Origin of the sequence: Acinetobacter sp. UBA5984 (genome assembly GCF_002429925.1) — a bacterium.
In the GTDB taxonomy this organism is placed as follows: domain Bacteria; phylum Pseudomonadota; class Gammaproteobacteria; order Pseudomonadales; family Moraxellaceae; genus Acinetobacter; species Acinetobacter variabilis.
This window is the reverse complement of sequence record NZ_DJBE01000051.1, coordinates 33,013-52,465: the sequence shown is the minus strand read 5'-3', so window position 1 is coordinate 52,465 and position 19,453 is coordinate 33,013. Positions and strand designations below refer to the sequence as shown.

The 19,453-nt window shown below is 41.8% G+C and carries 23 protein-coding genes and 2 pseudogenes; 5 read left to right on the top strand and 20 right to left on the bottom strand.

Annotation, left to right across the window (positions count from 1 at the left end; genetic code table 11):
• Positions 1–89: 89 nt before the first annotated feature.
• The 10 genes and pseudogenes from B3J29_RS07980 to rplM all read right to left on the bottom strand — a co-directional run bounded on the left by B3J29_RS07980 (position 90) and on the right by rplM (position 5,838).
• Positions 90–503: a roadblock/LC7 domain-containing protein gene (locus tag B3J29_RS07980; RefSeq protein ID WP_005237174.1), complete on the bottom strand. Its 414-nt coding sequence runs from the start codon at positions 501–503 to the stop codon at positions 90–92.
• Between the two features lie 10 nt (positions 504–513).
• Positions 514–1,058: pseudogene (locus tag B3J29_RS07975) on the bottom strand (GTP-binding protein).
• Positions 1,039–1,371, bottom strand: coding sequence for a hypothetical protein (locus tag B3J29_RS07970; RefSeq protein ID WP_224213999.1), 333 nt, complete (start codon positions 1,369–1,371; stop codon positions 1,039–1,041). The pseudogene B3J29_RS07975 and the gene B3J29_RS07970 overlap by 20 nt, the downstream one beginning before the upstream one ends.
• A gap of 144 nt (positions 1,372–1,515) precedes the next feature.
• The gene (locus B3J29_RS07965) at positions 1,516–2,052 is read right to left on the bottom strand and encodes a hypothetical protein (protein WP_286964928.1); all 537 of its coding nucleotides are present in this window, start codon (positions 2,050–2,052) and stop codon (positions 1,516–1,518) included.
• Positions 2,053–2,157: 105 nt separating this feature from the next.
• A pseudogene (locus tag B3J29_RS07960) lies at positions 2,158–2,498 on the bottom strand (roadblock/LC7 domain-containing protein).
• A gap of 422 nt (positions 2,499–2,920) precedes the next feature.
• On the bottom strand, positions 2,921–3,568 hold the full coding sequence (locus B3J29_RS07955) for a hypothetical protein (protein WP_286964926.1): 648 nt from the start codon (positions 3,566–3,568) through the stop codon (positions 2,921–2,923).
• A gap of 18 nt (positions 3,569–3,586) precedes the next feature.
• Positions 3,587–4,015, bottom strand: coding sequence for a ClpXP protease specificity-enhancing factor (locus B3J29_RS07950; RefSeq protein WP_034171093.1), 429 nt, complete (start codon positions 4,013–4,015; stop codon positions 3,587–3,589).
• The gene (locus B3J29_RS07945) at positions 4,008–4,676 is read right to left on the bottom strand and encodes a glutathione S-transferase N-terminal domain-containing protein (protein ID WP_286964923.1); all 669 of its coding nucleotides are present in this window, start codon (positions 4,674–4,676) and stop codon (positions 4,008–4,010) included. The genes B3J29_RS07950 and B3J29_RS07945 overlap by 8 nt, the downstream gene beginning before the upstream one ends.
• Positions 4,677–5,010: 334 nt before the next feature.
• Entirely contained in the window at positions 5,011–5,397 is a 387-nt protein-coding gene (gene rpsI, locus B3J29_RS07940; protein WP_004785251.1) for a 30S ribosomal protein S9, read from the bottom strand.
• 12 nt (positions 5,398–5,409) lie between these two features.
• Positions 5,410–5,838, bottom strand: a complete 429-nt coding sequence (gene rplM / locus B3J29_RS07935; protein WP_004785249.1) for a 50S ribosomal protein L13 — start codon at positions 5,836–5,838, stop codon at positions 5,410–5,412.
• Between the two features lie 535 nt (positions 5,839–6,373).
• Here rplM and pdxA point away from each other — a divergent pair.
• The 3 genes from pdxA to B3J29_RS07920 are packed head-to-tail and all read left to right on the top strand — an operon-like array spanning position 6,374 to position 9,036.
• The gene (gene pdxA / locus B3J29_RS07930; protein ID WP_414632200.1) at positions 6,374–7,342 is read left to right on the top strand and encodes a 4-hydroxythreonine-4-phosphate dehydrogenase PdxA; all 969 of its coding nucleotides are present in this window, start codon (positions 6,374–6,376) and stop codon (positions 7,340–7,342) included.
• 30 nt (positions 7,343–7,372) lie between these two features.
• Positions 7,373–8,185 (top strand): 16S rRNA (adenine(1518)-N(6)/adenine(1519)-N(6))-dimethyltransferase RsmA, encoded by an 813-nt coding sequence (rsmA, locus tag B3J29_RS07925; RefSeq protein ID WP_034704111.1) that lies wholly within the window; start codon positions 7,373–7,375, stop codon positions 8,183–8,185.
• Positions 8,186–8,190: 5 nt separating this feature from the next.
• The gene (locus tag B3J29_RS07920) at positions 8,191–9,036 is read left to right on the top strand and encodes a symmetrical bis(5'-nucleosyl)-tetraphosphatase (protein WP_286964919.1); all 846 of its coding nucleotides are present in this window, start codon (positions 8,191–8,193) and stop codon (positions 9,034–9,036) included.
• Between the two features lie 54 nt (positions 9,037–9,090).
• On the opposite strand, the gene B3J29_RS07915 is transcribed toward B3J29_RS07920, so the two are convergent.
• From B3J29_RS07915 to B3J29_RS07885, 7 genes are all read right to left on the bottom strand, one after another.
• Positions 9,091–9,537 (bottom strand): DUF2147 domain-containing protein, encoded by a 447-nt coding sequence (locus B3J29_RS07915; protein ID WP_034171097.1) that lies wholly within the window; start codon positions 9,535–9,537, stop codon positions 9,091–9,093.
• A gap of 142 nt (positions 9,538–9,679) precedes the next feature.
• On the bottom strand, positions 9,680–10,129 hold the full coding sequence (locus tag B3J29_RS07910; protein ID WP_286964917.1) for a DUF2147 domain-containing protein: 450 nt from the start codon (positions 10,127–10,129) through the stop codon (positions 9,680–9,682).
• Between the two features lie 397 nt (positions 10,130–10,526).
• Complete coding sequence (locus B3J29_RS07905; RefSeq protein WP_286964915.1) at positions 10,527–10,973, bottom strand: DUF2147 domain-containing protein; 447 nt, start codon at positions 10,971–10,973, stop codon at positions 10,527–10,529.
• A gap of 87 nt (positions 10,974–11,060) precedes the next feature.
• On the bottom strand, positions 11,061–11,735 hold the full coding sequence (locus B3J29_RS07900) for an LrgB family protein (protein ID WP_004785229.1): 675 nt from the start codon (positions 11,733–11,735) through the stop codon (positions 11,061–11,063).
• Between the two features lie 9 nt (positions 11,736–11,744).
• Positions 11,745–12,116: a hypothetical protein gene (locus B3J29_RS07895; RefSeq protein WP_286964911.1), complete on the bottom strand. Its 372-nt coding sequence runs from the start codon at positions 12,114–12,116 to the stop codon at positions 11,745–11,747.
• 34 nt (positions 12,117–12,150) lie between these two features.
• Positions 12,151–13,491: a ribosome rescue GTPase HflX gene (gene hflX / locus B3J29_RS07890; RefSeq protein ID WP_286964909.1), complete on the bottom strand. Its 1,341-nt coding sequence runs from the start codon at positions 13,489–13,491 to the stop codon at positions 12,151–12,153.
• A 76-nt stretch (positions 13,492–13,567) separates the two neighbouring features.
• Positions 13,568–13,699 (bottom strand): hypothetical protein, encoded by a 132-nt coding sequence (locus B3J29_RS07885; protein WP_004785224.1) that lies wholly within the window; start codon positions 13,697–13,699, stop codon positions 13,568–13,570.
• Between the two features lie 190 nt (positions 13,700–13,889).
• On the opposite strand from B3J29_RS07885, the gene B3J29_RS07880 reads away from it, so the two are divergent.
• Complete coding sequence (locus B3J29_RS07880) at positions 13,890–14,699, top strand: lysophospholipid acyltransferase family protein (RefSeq protein ID WP_286964907.1); 810 nt, start codon at positions 13,890–13,892, stop codon at positions 14,697–14,699.
• Positions 14,700–14,734: 35 nt separating this feature from the next.
• Here the strand turns inward: B3J29_RS07880 and B3J29_RS07875 are convergent, their stop codons facing one another.
• Positions 14,735–16,369 (bottom strand): phospholipase D family protein, encoded by a 1,635-nt coding sequence (locus tag B3J29_RS07875; protein WP_171521878.1) that lies wholly within the window; start codon positions 16,367–16,369, stop codon positions 14,735–14,737.
• 101 nt (positions 16,370–16,470) lie between these two features.
• On the opposite strand from B3J29_RS07875, the gene B3J29_RS07870 reads away from it, so the two are divergent.
• Positions 16,471–17,481, top strand: a complete 1,011-nt coding sequence (locus B3J29_RS07870) for a metallophosphoesterase (protein WP_286964903.1) — start codon at positions 16,471–16,473, stop codon at positions 17,479–17,481.
• Between the two features lie 20 nt (positions 17,482–17,501).
• Here B3J29_RS07870 and B3J29_RS07865 read toward each other — a convergent pair whose 3' ends face one another.
• Both B3J29_RS07865 and B3J29_RS07860 read right to left on the bottom strand, forming a co-directional pair.
• Complete coding sequence (locus B3J29_RS07865) at positions 17,502–17,915, bottom strand: hypothetical protein (RefSeq protein WP_286964902.1); 414 nt, start codon at positions 17,913–17,915, stop codon at positions 17,502–17,504.
• Between the two features lie 143 nt (positions 17,916–18,058).
• Entirely contained in the window at positions 18,059–19,375 is a 1,317-nt protein-coding gene (locus B3J29_RS07860; protein WP_004785216.1) for an MFS transporter, read from the bottom strand.
• Positions 19,376–19,453: the final 78 nt, after the last annotated feature.

Sequence of the window (19,453 nt, the reverse complement as noted above, 5' to 3'; positions counted from 1 at the left end):
CTTTTTTTATGTGTGGGATTTAATAAGACAAGATAAAAAGGCTTAAATAAATTTAAGCCTTTTATGAATCTAGTTATTTATTGATCTGCTTATTGATCTGCCGCGATAATGGATTGTGTTGCATTCTTTAGCATATATAGGGCCTGACCTAATAAAATGTCTTTTTCAGCCAAAGTAACCAGAATAAGAGGGTGTTTTGGTGCTGCAACTGCTGTCAAAATGGCTTTAGCATTTTCTGCATCCAAAGTGATGCTCTGACAGCCAGTAAGATGGATTTCCTTGGTAAATGCAGAAACCATCGCTAAAATCGAGCTACTCATAGCAGCCAGTTTGCTGTTGTTGTAGTTGTCTTTCTTGTGAATTGTTGCCAATTCAAACCCATCTGTTGAGCAGACCATTACATAATATACGCCACGAACATTACTAATGATCTCCTGAATTTGCTGTTTGGCATGCTGAACGAGGGCTTCCGGGACTTGATGTCTTTCTTGTATAGTAAGCATGCTTTAATCCTTAGCTCATGAGGTTATGGTTGACTTCGATTGAAGTAATGAGGGCTTCTAAGAGAAGTAAGATGTCGTCTTTTTGACGTGCATCTACAAAAAAGAGGGGAGTATAGAGATCCTGCTGAATCAGCCAGTCCTTATAAATCTGGGTAAAGTGAGAGCTTTCAAGATCACTGTGCGTAATCCCAATGGCAATATTATTGGTATATTCCTAGAATACTTCGATATAGCTTTCCAGTTCCTGGATTGGATCACTCACCGTATGATCAATGAGGATAATAGCACCTAGTGCGCCTTGACAGATGACAAGCCAGATAAAATCAAAGCGGCTTTGTCCTGGCGTCCCATATAGGCCAATTTTAGTTTCATCTTCTAATGTGATCTCATCATAATCAATTCCTACAGTGGTTTCCATTTTTGTATGGCTGCGGTCGTCAGTATTCAGTGCCTCAGTGAGTAACACTGGTATATATTAGATAAGGAACGTATCGCGGCTGTTTTACCTGCGCCCATGGAGCCCGCAAAAACGATTTTATATTGTTGTAAAATCATAAGTATTTACTTTATTAAAATCCAAATTTAAATCGTAGCTTTCCAAAAAAGCTTTTAATGAAACTTTGCTGTTCTGTTCTTTCAACTGGCGCAGTGGTGCGATAACGACTTTCCCAAGCATTAATTTTTTCAATATTTCCGGAAGCCATACTGGCTGCAATAAATTGTCGAAGTGTGAATAAAGAAATTGCATGTTGCTCAGCAATTTTTGAAATCTTAGCGCCTTAAATAAAGCAGGCAGATATCTGAAAAATACGTTTTTTATGTAGCGGATGAGCTGACTTTGGCCAGTAATGAATTTTGTAGTGACCATCTTCAGGTGCGATCTGAGCAAAATTAGGCGAGTCCCAGAAAAAATTCCATAACCAGTCCTGCAGAATCTGCGTTTCTCTACGTGTCACTTTTAATACGTCGCTAGTAAGCGAAGTCGTATTAAAATGAAAAGTCTGTACCTGTTTCAGCCCGGTCTTTGTTTAACCAAACCAAGCAAGTTTTTTGCTGAGTCAATGATGGCAATAGTGCCATGCTGATCATAGAGATGTAATTTGCCTTTTTCAGGATGCAGCATCTCTTTAAAAAAGTTGATGGTATAGGGAGGGTCAGAAGATTGCTGGGAGTGAACTAGCGTTGAAAATATAGGTTCTTCTATTTCTGGTTTAATTTCTGAATTAAGAACATTTTGCTCAAACCAGTGCTTGAGAATTTGTGTGTTTTGCAGGGGTAAAGCGAGCGTGTTATTTATAATCTGGTTCGAATATTGAGCATTTTTAGAGATGCATAAATAAGGACATTTTTGGTTTTTGAGAACACGTTGAATACCCTCTGTTTCAAGAAAGTATTCATACACCAACAGGCAATCGAGATGAGGATCGGAAGCAGTGTTCCATTGCAGGATAAAATGGTCAGGAGTGATGTGTTGTAAAGTCTTTTTTAGTTCATCAGCATCGTGAATACTTAAACCTGCTATTCCAATATGAATATAATGCCTATGCATTTTAAGTCTCGATTAAACTTTATATTTTATTGGGTGAAGCGCATAAGAATCCCCTTTATCGCATGAAATAAAGGGGAAAACTGTGTATTAGCTGAAGTCTAAACCTTATTCAAAAGATTTAAGCTCATGACGAGCCATAGCCCGGTTTGCTTTAGAGCGATCCAGTACAAGATACAGGAATACATTATTATTCTTTTCGAGTGGGCGAATGAGATGATATTGCTTGCCCAGCGTAATCAGAATATCTTCAATCGAGTCATTCAGGTTTAATGAATTCGCTACACGGCGTTTTGCGCGAACCACTTCTGTATTGCCGGCTGCTGCAAGTTTACGATCGATATTGCCACCATTGAGTTGCTAAAGCCAAGACCGCTTTCACCATCAGTTAATGCTGCAGCAACGAAACCATCAATGTCTGTAAGTGTATCTAAGGTTACCTTAGCCACAATTATTTCCCTGTTATAAAAATAGTTGATGCGTTAGTTGTATTTGATGAAGTTCGAATATTATCTTTTTCATTCAAATTCATTATAAAAATGGGCAAGTAAATTACAATTGAAATAAAAACCATATAAAATTTAATGGTTTACTTTAGATTTTAATTTTTAACTTCTACTTTGTAATTATGTGATGCGTTTATCTTTTTATTTAAGGATATGTGAAACAATTTTGTGATTATTTTTTGATTTATAATCTCAGCTTAATCTAAAAGATGTAATAAAATATTTTGAATGAATTATGGGGCTAGTTAGGTAAAAATTTCAGTTAAGAAAATTGATTCACTTCATTCCCTGATAAATCTAAAGAATAAAAAAAGCCAATATCTCATTGGCTTTTAGTAAAACTGAATTTTTTGAGGTTGAAATATTTATGCAAATACGCGTAATACTGCATCAATCAGTACCCAAAGAATCGCAAGCGCAACCACTGGCTCAACGATTTTTGCCCAGGTTGGTGTTTCTACAACAGCAACTTCTTCAACATCATGATGCTGGCTATTTTGATGAACCATTTGGCTAAACTCCTTCATTGATGCTTCTAATGATAGCTCTTCTTCATGAATTGGTTTAGAGCCTTTGAGTTCTGTTAGGTTATTTGTTGTCCAAACCCAATCATCTGCCTGGCCAGACAAATGTTCAATTTGTCCTTTCAACAGCTCTTGGATACTGGTCTGATTATGATTGCCAGTATCATGTAACTGCTTTAATTCAGTCAGCTGAAAATGGAAAATTTCAGACGTGAGCTGTTCCAGCTCGGGTTTTGGTAAAGTTGACTGGTTTTCCACTCGGGTAGTCAGGTGACGGGCGATTTCTAGGATATAAAGTTCATCTGGATGCTTGATTTCATTATAAATTTTTTGCGGATTATTGCGCCATTCGCTAATCAGTTTGCCTAAAGTGAGAGCATTGATTTCTGAAATATATTTACGTCTTTCTTCTTTTGTATAGTCTTGTAGAAGCTCAGGCTTTTGAGTTTCTATCTGTTCAACAAAATATTGTACTAAATCAAAAGCCATTCACTTACTCCATTATTTTTAATCTAATAACCTTAGGGTTGGTTTTTTCTTTGCGGGTTCAGGCTGTTCTTCAGTGCTTGATTTTAAAGCATCTTCATCATTTTGTGTATGCTCATATTCATTTGGATCAAAGAATAATCCCTGACCATTCTCACGTGCATAGATCCCGAGGACTGCTGCCATCGGTACATAGATATCACGTGATACACCACCAAAACGTGCTGAGAAGGTGATGGCTTCATTATCCATATTCAGCGCATGAACTGCATGCGGCACAATATTCAGGACAATCTGGCCATCTTTAATAAACTGTTCAGGTACCATGGTATTTGGACGTGTAGCATCGACCAGCAGATAAGGCGTCATATTGTTATCGCAAATCCACTCATAGATTGCACGTGCCATATAGGGACGGGTAGGACTTAAGTTGAATTCTTGTTCAGACATGATGTTTCTCTACAGATTTAATTTGCTCTTGGTAGCGGTTTTTTTCCTGCAAGGTCATGGATTTTGCAAATGCAGGACGGCTAAAAACTCGTTTGCAATATAAATAAAATGGACGACATTGTTGTCGAGGTAATTCTACTCCCATGCTTTTGAGTCGAATGAAAATGGGAGCCAGCATGCAATCTAAGATGCTGAATTGTTCCGACATAAAATAAGGAAAATGCTGGAACAGGGGCGTTAATGAAATCAGGATATCATGCAACTGTTTTTGTGCCTTTACTTTGGCTGCAGCATCCAGAGTATCCGGATGGCATAGCATGATATCTGCCAGTTTGAGCCAGTCATTTTCAAAACGCCAGATATATTGCCGCTGTTCCGCACGAGGCATGGGGGCATCTGCATAGAGCTTATTCTGGCGGTAACGATCATCAATATATTCGGAAATGATGCTGGTATTGAACAATTTTAAATCATTTTCAATTAGCATGGGCAGCTGGTTATAAGGATTGAGGCTGGCCAGATCTTCATCATCGCTATCGACCAGAATCAGGTTATATTTAATCTGCTTTTCGGCAAGTACGTAGCGAATCCAATGGGAACGAAAGTCATCGGCATGGCTATATAAGGTGAGTCCTTGAAGTGGCGCGCTTTCGACTGACATAAATCCTGATTAAGTTCTAATGAATAGACTAGGATACTAAAAATCAACCCAAAAAGCACGAAGCATAAAAAGCCAATTGGACTAAGGCAGGGTAGAGTAGAGAAAAAAATGAAAGGAGCAGAACAACATGATCATGAATTTTGGCTTAATCATTCTGTTTATTATTATCGGTTTTGCGAATTATTATCTGACCAAATCCTTCTGGTGCCATGAAGGAGTGTGGGGTAAGGATGTGCATGAACAATGACAATAAAAATAATATTAAGTGGTCATTTTAAAACCATAAAAAAACCCTGGAATAAACCAGGGTTTTTTGTCCGATCCGGTAAACGAATTAACGTTTAGAGAATTGAGGACGTTTACGAGCTTTACGTAAACCAAGTTTCTTACGTTCAACTTCACGAGCATCACGAGTAACGAAACCAGCTTGACGAAGAGCAGGTTTAAGAGTTTCGTCAGAAGCGATCAGTGCACGAGTAATACCGTGACGGATAGCGCCTGCTTGACCACCGATACCACCACCAGCAACAGTGATGTAAAGGTCATATTTCTCAGTCGCTTCAAGAAGCTCTAGAGGTTGACGAACAACCATACGAGCAGTCTCACGACCGAAGTATTGTTCTAAAGAACGGTTGTTGATTACGAGTTTACCAGTACCAGCAGATAGGAAAACACGTGCAGTTGCGGTCTTACGGCGACCTGTACCATAGTTAGTAGCCATGTGCTGTATCCCTTAGATGTCCAAAACTTGTGGCTGTTGAGCAGTATGTGGATGCTCAGTACCAGCGTACACTTTCATTTTTTTGATCATTGCATAACCAAGAGGACCTTTTGGCAACATGCCTTTTACAGCGCGTTGGAAAATTTCTTCTGGTTTGTGAGCAACTAATTTTTCAAAATTAGTTTCACGAATACCACCAGGGAAACCAGTATGGCGATAGTATTTCTTGTCAAGTGATTTGTTACCAGTCACTTGAACTTGCTCAGCATTGATAACAACGATGTAATCACCAGTGTCAACGTGAGGAGTATAAGAAGTTTTATGCTTACCGCGTAAACGACGAGCGATTTCAGTCGCGAGACGACCTAAAGTTTTGCCAGAAGCATCAACAACGTACCAGTCGTGTTGAACTTCAGCTGGCTTAGCGCTGAGAGTTTTCATTAAACCACTACCTATTATAGTTGGTTTGGACTATGGAAGCTGTCCAAACAAAAGGAGACGGAATTCTACCCGAAAGCCGGGAGAACCACAATGAAAATATAAAATTTCAAGCGCTGTATTTTACAACGTCTTTCAATGAATGACCAGTAGGATTTTTAGCCTATAAACACATATGATTAATCATTAAATAATAAAACGGACCTAAGACTAGGGGCACGTCTTTGTATGAATGGATTCACCTGTTTTTTAATATGTATTTCTTTAGCAAATGGCCTGTCTTCGAGTCTGCCTAGGTTTGCTTTCTAAACTTGAGACAATCCTCCTTGAAAATGCCAAAAGCTAAACATATCGAGTGTTTAGAGGATTGCCTGAAACTCTTTATAGGGTTTATTGACGTCAGCCCGGTTTTATCTTTCTTTAATATAATAAGAAAGGTACAGTATTATTTGAATAAACATCATCTAAACCTTTATCTAAAACTTTCCCTGTGAAATTTGTACTAAAATAAGGACAATTGATAATACAGAAGAAAGTCATGCTGCCTTTATATATTACCAGTGGTGAACCTGCCGGAATTGGTCCAGATATCTGCTTGAGTCTGGCGGATCGTATTGATGAGCGTCCATTGGTGGTACTTGCCGATCTGTATATGCTCCGTCAACGGGCGCAGCAGTTAAAACTTCTGGTTGAACTGATTGAATACACAGGGCAAACGACTTCTTCAGAAAAAGGTCAGCTTTATGTTGAGCATGTGCCTTTAAAAGAACCGGTAGTACTAGGTCAGCTAAATAGCCACAATGCCGCTTATGTACTGGAACAGCTGCGTCGTTCAGCCAAATATGCCATGTCAGGCAAAAGTGTCGGAGTGGCTACAGCGCCAGTGCAGAAGTCAGTCATTAATGATGCAGGCATCCATTTCAGTGGTCATACCGAGTATTACCAGGAATTTGCTGGTGTACCGCGTGTGGTGATGATGCTAGCGACTAAAACTTTACGTGTTGCTTTAGCAACCACCCATCTGCCACTTCGTGCAGTTGCCGATGCCATTACTCCGGAACGCTTGCATCAGGTGATTGATATCCTGATTCATGACTTAAAATCGAAGTTTAAAATCGAGCATCCGCATATTCTGGTCTGTGGTTTAAATCCACATGCAGGTGAGGGCGGTTATTTGGGTATGGAAGAGATTGAAGTCATCAATCCAGTACTGGAGACTTACCGTACTCAAGGTATCAATATGAGTCTGAGCCTGCCTGCAGATACTTTATTTACCGCTGAAAATTTGAAAGATGCCGATGCTGTTCTGGCGATGTATCACGATCAGGGTTTACCTGTGTTAAAATCTCAGGGCTTTGGTGAAGCCATCAATATTACTTTGGGCTTACCGTTTATCCGAACTTCTGTCGATCACGGCACAGCACTCTCCCTCGCAGGTACAGGCCTTGCGAAAAGCTCAAGCTTACATGTGGCTGTGGACTTGGCGCTGGATTTAGCGCATCAATGATCTCGTCTTTATTACACGTTGGAAATGTCTATGTATCAGATTAATGCCTTAAACCCAAAAGATGAAGGGCATCACACGCGCAAGCGTTTTGGTCAAAACTTCTTACATGACCAACGTGTCATTGCCAAAATTGTGCGTTCCGTAAATCCGCGTGCAGGCGAAAATATTGTTGAAATTGGCCCGGGTCTGGCTGCTTTGACATCTCCTTTAATTGGTGAATGTGATGCCTTGACCGTACTTGAGCTGGACCGTGACTTGGCCGCTGGTTTGCCGGGTCGTGTGCCGCATCCTGAACGTTTAACCATTATTGAAACAGACGCACTGAAATACGATTTCACCAATTTGTTTGAAGAAGGTCGTCCGCTACGTGTAGTCGGAAACCTGCCTTATAACATTTCAACGCCACTATTGTTCCATCTCCTGGAATTTGGTGACAAAGTGAAAGACATGCACTTCATGCTGCAAAAAGAAGTGGTCGATCGTATTACGGCTTCACCGAACACCAAAGAATATGGTCGTTTGTCGGTGATGATCCAGTATTACTGTAAACCGACTTTTCTGTTTGAAGTGCCGCCAGGTTCTTTTAATCCGCCACCAAAAGTAACATCTGCCGTGTTCCGTTTGGAGCCATATGATGTAAAACCGATCGTGGCAAAAAATGAAAAAGCTTTGGCTCGTCTGGTATCGCATGTATTTACCCAGCGCCGTAAGACTTTGCGTAATAGCCTGAAAGGGATGCTGGTTGAAGATGGTTTTGAAAAGGCAGGTGTGGATCCAATGGCACGTCCAGAGACACTGTCACTTGCCCAATTTGTGGCATTATCTGATCAAATGGTAGCTTAAAAATAATGACCCGCACTGTTCGATACAATTATGTGATTGGTGATGTACAAGGCTGTTTTGAAGCCTTGAAGGCACTGCTGAAAGAAATCCTTTTTGATCCTGATCAGGACTTTGTCTGGTTTGCTGGTGATCTGGTGGCTAGAGGGGAAAACTCGCTGGGTGCATTACGCTTCATTAAAAAGCTTGTCGATAATGGCGTGGCGGCAACAGTGCTGGGTAATCATGACCTGACTTTGCTGGCTTATGCACGCGGTATTAAGCCGATTAAAGACAAGGATAATGTCCGAGATGTGATTGATGCGATCGACAGTGATGAGTTAATTGACTGGATCCGTAAACAGCCGATGTGTCTGTTTCCGAATGAACAGACGGTACTGACCCATGCCGGTATTCCCAATATCTGGGATGCAGCCAAGACGGCTGAATTGGCTAAAGAAGTAGAAGCCATTATTGCCCATGATGATTTTGAGGTGGTGGATACTTTCTTAAAGGAAATGTTTGGGAAAGAGCCTACACTCTGGTCAGATGAATTAGAAGGTCATGAGCGTACACGCTGTATCGTGAATTACCTGACCCGGATGCGTTTAACTGATGCAGAAGGGCGTCTGGAATATAGTTTTAAAGATTCACTGGATGATCCGATGCCAGAAGGTTTTAAGCCCTGGTTTGAATTTGAATCGAAAACTGCAGCAACCCATCAAATTGTATTTGGACACTGGGCCGCTTTACAGGGTAAAACCATTTCTGAGCGAATTCAGAATGTCGATGGTGGCTGTGTCTGGGGTAATCAGCTGATGGCTTATCGCCTGGAAGACCAACAAATGTTCGCTGTCGATAATCCGGTATTTTAAAAAATTCAAAGCTAAAAAAGCCACGTTCAACGTGGCTTTTTTATGTGCTGATCATTAGTCTACACGAATCCAGGTCTGGTTGCGGCCCAGAACTGAAACACCCATACTGGCACGTAGTGTTAAACGCTTGCCGGTATTGTTTAGACGAACCTTGGCATCATAAATTTTACCTGCCAATGGATCAATGACACGACCTTTTTCATAATTTTTGGTGCCTTCAACGTGTTTCAGGCCTTTTAGAATAGTCATGCCTAAAATCGGTTGATCGGTATAAGGGGCTGGACATTTATTACATTTTTCGCGTGGTGTATAACCTGGACGTGGCGTGATTTTCGCAATCTTGCCTGAGTAAGTATTATTTGCTTCTTTTTCGATGACAATGATGGCTTTTGCTGCTCCAGTTTTATCATCAATTTGTTGCCAGGTTCCGCTAATATCTTGAGCCCACAGGTTCATCATGAATCCTGTAGTCAATGTGGCAAGGAATATCTTCTTTAACATATCCATCATTCCAAAGAACTTTTCATTATTACCCGCACATGTTAGGAAGATTGCACAAATAGTCAATAAATAATTAAAAATCATGGAATTAAATTTATAAAAAAAAGCTGCCTGTTTAGCAGCTTTGAGAAAAAGTGTGAACTTATTCCTGACGAATCCAGGTTTGGCTACGACCCAGAGCAGATACACCCACATAACCGCGTAGAGTTAAACGTTTGCCGTTGCTGCTTAGACGAACCTTGGCATCGTAAATTTTACCTGACAATGGATCAATCACACGACCTTTTTCATAATTCACGCTATCACCAACCTGTTTTAAACCTGTCAGTACGTCCATCCCCAGGATTGGCTGATTAGTATAAGGAGCAGGACATTTATTACAGGTTTTTTGCGGGGTATAACCTGGACGAGGCGTTACTTTGACAATCTTGCCGGCATAAGTACCATTGCTGTCCTGACGGATTTCAATCAGTGCTTTGGGTGAACCAGTCTTATCATCGATTTGTTGCCATGTCCCGGTCAAGTCTTGTGCATAAATGGTCCCAGTCATGAATGTAGCAATGAGCATTAATCCTAATTTAGATTTATTCATTTATATTTATCCTTTTTTCATAGATGAAACAAACTATCCCAAACACAAGCGTGTGGTTTTTTAATTTTGGTTGATTTTAGAGTAATGAGCGTTGCAGATTGCTCGATCAATCTGCTTTAACCCTGTTGATTCCCCATGACAGAAATATGCCGATGTTAATTGCTTTGTGGCTGAATTTTCAGTAAAAGCAGAGAAATTCAATAAGATCTTTAACATGGTAATGTCTTGCATTCTATCTCCTTATATTGCCCATCAAAATCCGTTTGATGCTAAGCCTGTTAAGGCAAATGAATCTAATATTTATATGCATGTTTTATATTGTATAAAAAAAGCATCTGTCTAATATTGATACAACTTAATGCATGAAAATGCAAGCTTCTGTGCACTAAGTCATGAATTAATCTTGTTTAATCCAAGTCTGGCTGCGTCCCAAGGCTGACACACCCACATAACCACGTAGGGTTAGACGTTTGCCATTGGCACTTAATTTAGCTTTGGTGTTATAAATATTGCCAGATAAAGGGTCAATCAGTTTGCCCTGAGAGAAATTATTATTACCTGCATCCTTTAAGCCGGTGAGTACATCCAGACCAAGAATCGGTTTATTGGTATAAGGTGCAGGGCAGGAAACACAGGTTTCGCGCGGTGTGTAGCCAGGACGAGGCGTAATCTTGGTAATTTTGGCGGTATAAACACCATTTGAAGTTTCACGAATTTCCAGAATCGCTTTGGGGGATCCTGTTTTATCGTCAATACTTCTCCAGGTACCTGAAATATCAGAAGCGAAAGCCAGATGACTGAAAAAGGTCAGGGCTAAAACGGATAATAATTGAACCTTTTTCATAGGTCTGTTCCTGAGTGAAAAATTCTTTATTTCCCTATAGTAAGAATAGTTTCATTCAGAAACAAACGTTAAATATTGATTGATGAGTCACATTTTTTGCAGATAAAGTATAAAAGTTGGCAACCAGATCGCAGTAAAAACGGCATTCACTGCCATGCCAAACGCAGCATAACGTCCGGCAACACTACCACGCTGCCAGGCTTGAGCTGTACCAATCGCATGTGCTGCTAGACCTAGAGCAAGACCTGAAGCACGCTCATCATTGATATGTCGTAAAATAAATGGTGAAAATGCTGCACCAATTACGCCAGACAAAATGACGATCAGAATGGCCAGACTAACAGGTGCCTCCAGTAAGGTTGCAATATTAATTGCAATTGGTGTTGTGACTGCACGGGTGGCAAAGGCCATGATGTCGCCAGAAGACATATGCAGCAAATAGGCGAGACCCATCGGTAAGGCAACCGCACTGATACTGGCAAAAACGAGAATCCCAATAATGGCTTTCAGCGGCAGGTCATCATAACGCATGGCCGCTAGTGGAATCGCCAGTGCAACCGTGACATAACCGAGCAAATGGTTAAACAGTGGATTGACTTCATCCATATAATGCTCATAAGGAATACCGAGCACCAATAAAATCACCAGCACCAAGAACATGCTAAACACAATCACAGGAATTTGCGGAATAACACGATTGCAGGGTTTAGCAAGCAGATAAGCAATTAAGGTAATCGCAAAGCCATAAAGAACAGAAAACATGTGCGACTCCTATAACCAGCATTTTGCCATTTTGGCGTAGATCCAAAGAGGGAGCAGAGTGCTCAGGCATAACACCAGCATGAAGGCCGGAATTTTTTGTCCCATATGCATCAGCATAATTAGCGCGCCTGCACTAATTGGTAAAAAAGCGAAGGCACTTTCTTTCATTAACTTGTTATTGGTATCCACCAGACGCGCTGGAATTTTGCCAAAATAGCGCCAGGCAAATAAGGTGATTAGCAGGCTGATGAGTCCGACCAGATTGCCCAGTTCAGGGTGATCTAGCTGGGTCATTAGCCAGACTGAAGCTTCACGAAATACAATAATTAAGAGGAGAGTGCCGATCCATGCTGGCCAGTCAATATGTTTTATCCAGTTCATTGGTGATGTCATTTAAAAGTTTACTTATCAGGTTTTACTCGATCTTAGGCCGAATTTCAAACTCTTCAAGTGGACGCTGGAATTGAAGTGCTTGAGATCCCAGAATTTCTTCTATCGGTAAATGTGCCTGTTTGATCAATTGTTCCAGCTTCGGAGGTGCAATCCTTACATTGATATGCAATTGACCTTCATCATCATAATGTTCGGACTGAATCACATTCAGCGCATAAAGTTGATTGCGCAGTTTGCCATAGGCAGGTTTCAATACCAGTTCAAAGTGCTGAATCTGACCCATTAATGCTTCATGCACAGCTTTGCGTAACAGATCCAGACCTTCACCGCTATGTGCTGAAACATAGACCCGTTCAGGCTGACCGGGCTGGCGGTAAATGATTTTGGCATCCTCACCGCTACAGTCAATTTTATTATAAACCCTTAAAACTGGAACGTCAGCGCCAATTTCCTTGAGCACCTTTTCAACGGCTTCAATTTGTTCAAGCATTTCCGGGCTGCTGGAATCAATCACATGCAAGAGCAGGGTTGCTTCAACGGTTTCTTCCAGAGTCGCTTTAAAAGATTCAACCAGTGAATGTGAAAGATTACGTACAAAACCTACCGTATCTGCCAGTACCAGATTGCCGACGCCGTCCCATTGCAGGCGTCTTAAAGTTGGGTCCAGAGTCGCAAATAGTTGGTCAGCTGCATAAACATCGCTATCGGCCAGAATATTGAATAAGGTAGATTTTCCCGCATTGGTATAACCTACTAAAGACACAGTTGGAACAGCCGCTTTTTGGCGTGCAACACGGCCCTGAATACGGGTTTGACGGACTTTTTCTATTTTGGCTTTAAGCTGTCCCATGCGGATACGCAATAAACGGCGATCTGTTTCTAGCAGGGTTTCACCCGGACCACGCAGACCGATCCCGCCTTTCTGGCTATCCAGATTGGTACGGCTACGAACCAGTCGTGAAGATAGATGCTGTAATTGTGCCAGCTCAACTTGCAGTTTCCCTTCATAGGTGCGGGCACGCTGTGCAAAGATATCGAGGATAAGTTCGGTACGATCGACTACCCGGCAATGCACCACATTTTCCAGGTTACGTGCTTGGGCAGGTGTCAGTGCATGATCGAAGATGACCAGATTAGCATTGAGTTCTTTAACCCGTTCAGCAATTTCTTCTGCTTTTCCTGAACCCACAAAGAATTTGGCATCCGGTTTTAAGCGTTGAACAAAAAGATGTTCCAGAATTTCGGCATTTGCAGATTGAGCTAACAGATGAAACTCTTCAGCATCAAGGTCATCCAGCATTTGTACACTCACACTGACCAGTATGACGCGTTCTTTTCCCTGATGTTGCTCAAAATATTCCACTCAGGCCAATCTCCAGTTGAAAACTTCATTTTAGTTGAAAATGAACTTTACAGATACTGAAATAGCGAGCTTTGTTTTAGAGTGCCGTGACAAACAGTTGTGCAAGTGTTACGAGCAACGCCGTATATAACAGGGTACCACCCAAGATATAGCTTAATACTTTTAAGGGCCGAATCATCTCAGCTGATTTCACTGTTTCATCTTGCATGATGAGCATCCTTTTTTAATCTAATATTTCGATTGATTTATTTTATTTAATTAATTTGATGAATTTAAATTGAAAATATAGATGTACTTGGTCGTTTTTTATTATCAATGCAAGTTGGACATGAACAGTATAAAATGGGTTTAATTCGTGGATATTCCCTGTATCTTGTTTAGGATTTAGTGATCTTTTTATGAACTCGACTGTACAAAATCAATCACCTGAGATACAAGGTTTAGCAAAATTCTTTCTTTATACAAGAAAAACGACTTTTGCATTAGCAGCCATCAGCCAGGGGTTTTATCTGGTTTACCGTCACGGTTTGTATAAAGACCCGAATAACCCGAACAATACCCGATATGTGCAGTATTTCTGTCGCCAGTTGTGCAAGGTGTTTAATATCGAGGTTCAGGTCCATGGCGTGATTCCACGTGAGCCTGCATTATGGGTGAGCAATCATGTATCCTGGCTGGATATCGCCGTTTTGGGTTCAGGCGCGCGAGTGTTTTTTCTGGCCAAAGCTGAAATTGAAAATTGGCCAATTTTGGGCAAGCTGGCTAAAGGCGGTGGCACCTTATTTATCAAGCGTGGTTCAGGAGATTCGGTCAGAATCCGTGAACAGATTACCGATTTTCTAAAGCAGAATATTCCAGTCCTGTTTTTTCCTGAAGCAACCACATCTGATGGACGCTCAATTAAAAAAATTTATGGTCGTATTCTCGGTGCAGCAATCGAAGCGCAACGTCCCGTACAAATCTGCCTGATCTGTTATGTAAATCAGCAGGGTGAGCTGGATATGGTGGCGCCTTTTATTGGGAATATCAGTTTTGCCAAACATGTACAGAATGTTCTGGAAATGCCTAAAGTAACAGCTCATCTGATGGCCTTGCCGGCAATTGCGACCGAAGGGCATACAGTAGAAAGCCTGACTGCACTAGTGCATGAAAATATGCTGGAGGGTTTGCAAAGGTTGCAAGCCAAAGTATTAAAAAAGCCTCATTAAGAGGCTTTTTTATTAGAAATACTCAGAGATATTCATTACATAAAGCCTTCGATTGGGAGTATCGACAGGAATTTTATTGAGGCTTTTTGATACCACTTCATTCCCGGCTCTTTTTTAAAGGTCTTTGTTTCACCTTTGGCATTGCGAATTTTCCAGTTAATGTTCTGGTTGGCATCCAGAACCAACTTATAGGCATACTTGCTTAAGTTTTTGTCCATGGTTTCATGTACCGCACGGGCCAGATTAGGACTATTTAGCAATACGCCAATTTCAGTATTCAAATAAGCCGAACGCGGATCAAAATTAAAAGAGCCGATAAATACTTGTTTCTGATCAATGGCCATCAGTTTAGCATGCAGGCTGGAGCGGCTCAGGCCTTTTAAGCTGACTTTCGCTTTTTGTGCCAGCTCTTCAGTATTGGCATTCAGGTTGTCGGCATCTGGCGCGGCCAAAAACTCATAAAGTTTTACATCATTTTCTAGCAGTTCCTGACGATATTTGGCATAAAAGGCATGGACCAGCGGCACGTCATTGGCCTTATAAGAGTTGGTCAGTACTCGGACTTTGACATCTTCTGAAGCCAGTTTCTTGAGACGTTCTGCCCCCTGTTTTTCCGGTACAAAATAGGCCGACACGATATCCACACTTTCTTCCGGTTTTTCCAGATGCTGTAATAACTGGAAGTTCAAGTGATCTTCAGTTTTAGCCTTTGACTTGATTTTACTTGGTGGGTCTTTAACGACTTCAGCTTCTACCCAATCAAGTTGAATGTTGTGTTCCAGCCATTTATCGAAAGCCTGGGAGCGATTGGCCAGATTCAGGTAGTTCTGGATTGCAGTATCATGGCTATATTCTTCCAGCTGCTGTTTCAGGCTCGGGTAGCGTAGCGTGTGATGGCGAGGATTAACAATCTGCCGAACTGGATAGGCATAATCATCATTCCAGTATTCATCAAAAGAATGAATGATTTCATCAGAAGCGGCACCAACCAACATCACATCTACATCAGAAAATTGATAACTGTCACTGACGTTGTAATACTGGTTACTCATATTACGGCCGCCAATCAGGGCAATCTGGTTATCGGCAATAAAGCTTTTGTTATGCATGCGGCGGTTGATCCGTTTTAGATCCAGCAGCATATCCATGGCACGGTATTTACGGAAACGGTAGGGGTTATACAGTTTGACCTCAATATTCTGATGCTGATCCAGCGCCAGATAAATACCTTCCATTTTCTTGGCATTGTTGTCGTCCATCAATAAACGGACTTTTACGCCACGGTCTGCTGCCTGAATGAGGGCATGCAAGGCCAATGCTCCAATACGGTCGTTATCCCAGATGTAATATTGCAGGTCCAGACTGCGTTCGGCTTTATTAATCAGCTGGATACGTGCAGCGAGTGCTTCAAGCGGATCTGGCAGTACGTGATAACCGGTCAGGCCAATATTCTGCCGACGTAAGGGCTCAACAATCTGGGCCAGACTGGTTTGTGAGGTATCCGTTTCAAATGCCATCCGGCTAGGCTGTTCGGTTTGCGGAGGCAGCGTACTGCAAGCAGGAATGCCGAGTACCAGGCTGCAGCTCAGTAAAATGCCAGCTTTATAGCGGTAAGCTTTTGATAAGCCAGAGGGTTTTGAATGAGCGGAAGCATGGGGAGCATTTACCATAAACATCAAAGACTGAAAAATTTGGATTGAGTATAATTGCCAGCTATGAAAAGATAAATATAAAGCCACTAATCAGCTCCTCGACTCGACAAGGCAAATCTATGTGGGATACAAGTTCCGTACTTTTTTATTTTTATCTAGGCATGGCCATTCTTGCCGTTTGGGCAGTGTATCAGGCCTGGTCGAGTCAGTCGCGTACAGAAACCATTCATCCCTTTAAAGCGTTTTGTCACCTGCTGGCTTTCTATCTGACCTATTTGCTGATTCCGCTGGTGTTCTTCAGTATTTATGCAGGATGGATAGGCTACTATTCGATTCATGAGTCTATTTTTATTTTCGTGATTAGTGCCGTACTCAGTTATGCACGTTTTATCGAGCCGCATTTGATTCGGGTTGAAACCACGCCTTATCAAATCAATCCTCAACAGAAACTTAAAAAGCCGGTACGGATTGCCCTGATTGCAGATTTACATATTGGTCTGTTTTCCGGACATGAACGTCAGTTAAGACAGATTGTGCATAAGCTGAATCATCTGAAACCGGACTTGGTGGTGGTTGCAGGGGACTGGACCTATGAACCTGAAAATAAACTGGCACAGGAGCTGGCGGTCTTGAAAGAAATTCATGCGCCAGTATATTCGGTGACAGGGAATCATGATGAACAGTATCCTGGCCCGCCTATTCAGGAATTGCTTCGTTATGCGCTGGAAGTGAATCAGGTTATGGACATTGAAGGGCAGATTGTCGAGTTTGACGAATTTCGTCTCTTAGGAGTAGGGGATCTTTGGGCTGGAAAAACCGATATGCGCGCAATGCCGGATCTGCCTCAAGACAAACCTTGGGTGATTCTGTCACATAATCCAGATACCGTGGATATGGTGCCGAAATTGCCAACACGACCACTGATGCTTTCTGGGCATACGCATGGCGGACAGGTCGAGTTACCTTGGCTGACGGATTATGTGATGAAAAAGGTCTCCATTCTGGGCCATAAAAAAGGTCTATACCGGCATGAACATGCAGATGTATTTGTGACTGTGGGAACGGGTATGGTGGGCGTGCCATTTCGTTTTCGCGTACCACCAACCATTGATATTATTGAACTGGTATAAAAAAGATTCATTTACTGCTGTTAAAGCAGTAACCAGAGCACAATAATAATCAGTAAAATCACGGCTGCGGTGATCCAGATTTTCTTTTCAATCTCACGGCCGGGCACACGTTTGCCGACTTGCTGTGCAGCTACCTCAGTATCTTTGGCGATGCTAAGGTTGGGATGATCTGGAACTTCCAAAGGTGTAGTTACCACTGAAATATTTTCATCTGCATCATCTGTAAAGCGTGGGCCAATGTTGCCTTTATTGTTCCGATTCAGCGCCAGATCATGCTCGCGGACAATTTCATCAATGACCTGTATCGCCTGTGATTCATCTAAAGCTGTATGCGTCCGGATATAGCGAATGGCGTCCAGTTTTTTATCATCTTCTAGCAGAATCACAATATCCACCAGCTGTTCTTGAGTAAGTTGCTCAATAAGATCCTGCATCACTCTGCCTCATTCTCTGGCTTTATTTATTTGATTGTTCTCGAAATATCCGCAAAGAAGTAGCAAGTTTTTGTTGTGAAATCATAAAAAAAGCCAGCATGAACTGCTGGCTTTGATTGAGATGGCTTAATCTGTCAAGATCCTTAGATCTGATTGTTTACATCATCATTTTTAGTTTCACGGATCAGCAAGAATGCAAGCAATGACAGGATAGAAGCTGCTGTGAGGTAATAACCTACTGCAGACAAGCCATAAGTTGTTGCCAGTTTTGTTGCAATCAATGGCGCGAAAGATGCACCAAAAATACCTGCCAGGTTAAAGGTCAGGGCAGAACCGGTATAACGTACTGAAGTCGGGAAGATTTCAGACAATACGGTACCAATCGGGCCATAAGTTAGACCCATGATCGCTAGGCCGATACATAAGAAGAAGAACACAACCAGCGTACTGCCTGATTCAAGCATATCGGCAAAGAAGATACCGAAAATAGCAGAGACCACACATACCGCGATTGAAGTTGTCTTACGACCGAATTTTTCTGCAAGAACTGCTGAAAGTGGAATGAACGCAGCAAAGCACAGAGTTGCAACTAACTGCAACTGAAGGAATTCTTCACGTGTATAGCCGAGCTGTTTGGTACCCCATTGCAATGCGAATACAGTAGTCAGATAGAACACTACGAATGTACAGATCGCTGCGATAGTGCCCAATACCAGCATTTTAGAATGCTTTTTGAATACTTCGAAGAAGGGTACATTCACTTCTTTCTGCTTTTTCAATACGTTCTGGAATGCAGGGGTTTCATGCAGTTTCAAGCGAATCCATAGACCCATAATCACCAGTAGTGCACTAGAAATAAATGGAATACGCCAGCCCCATTGCATGAACTCTGCTTCAGACATGAATGCGCCAAGGGTCAAGAATGAGCCTGTTGCCAGAATGAAGCCAATTGGTGCACCAAGTTGCGGGAACATACCATACCAGGCACGTTTGCCTTCTGGCGCATTTTCAGTTGCCAGTAGAACCGCACCTGACCATTCACCACCCAAACCAAGGCCTTGGCCTAAACGACAAAGAGCCAGCAATAATGGCGCAGCAATACCGATTTGTGCATAAGTTGGCAATAAACCAATGGCAACGGTAGAAAGGCCCATAGTCAGTAAAGCAGCGACCAGAGTCGCTTTACGTCCGATCCGGTCTCCTAAGTGACCAAAGAGTGCAGCACCGATTGGGCGGGCAATAAAGGCAATCGCAAAGGTTGCCAGCGACTGAATAGTCGCAGTCATAGGATCTGTACTTGTAGGGAAGAACAGATAAGGGAAAATAATAACGGCAGCTGTGGCATAAATATAGAAATCGAAGAACTCGATTGTAGTGCCCACTAAACTTGCTGTTAAAACACGAAATTTTGAATTGGTTGCTGTAATTTCTGTTACAGCGATAGAATCTGAAGACGCCATGAATAACCTTACACTTACTAAAAATAAAAAATTTAGTTTTAAAAGCGTAATCTTTTTAAAAAAGGCGTAATTTTTTAA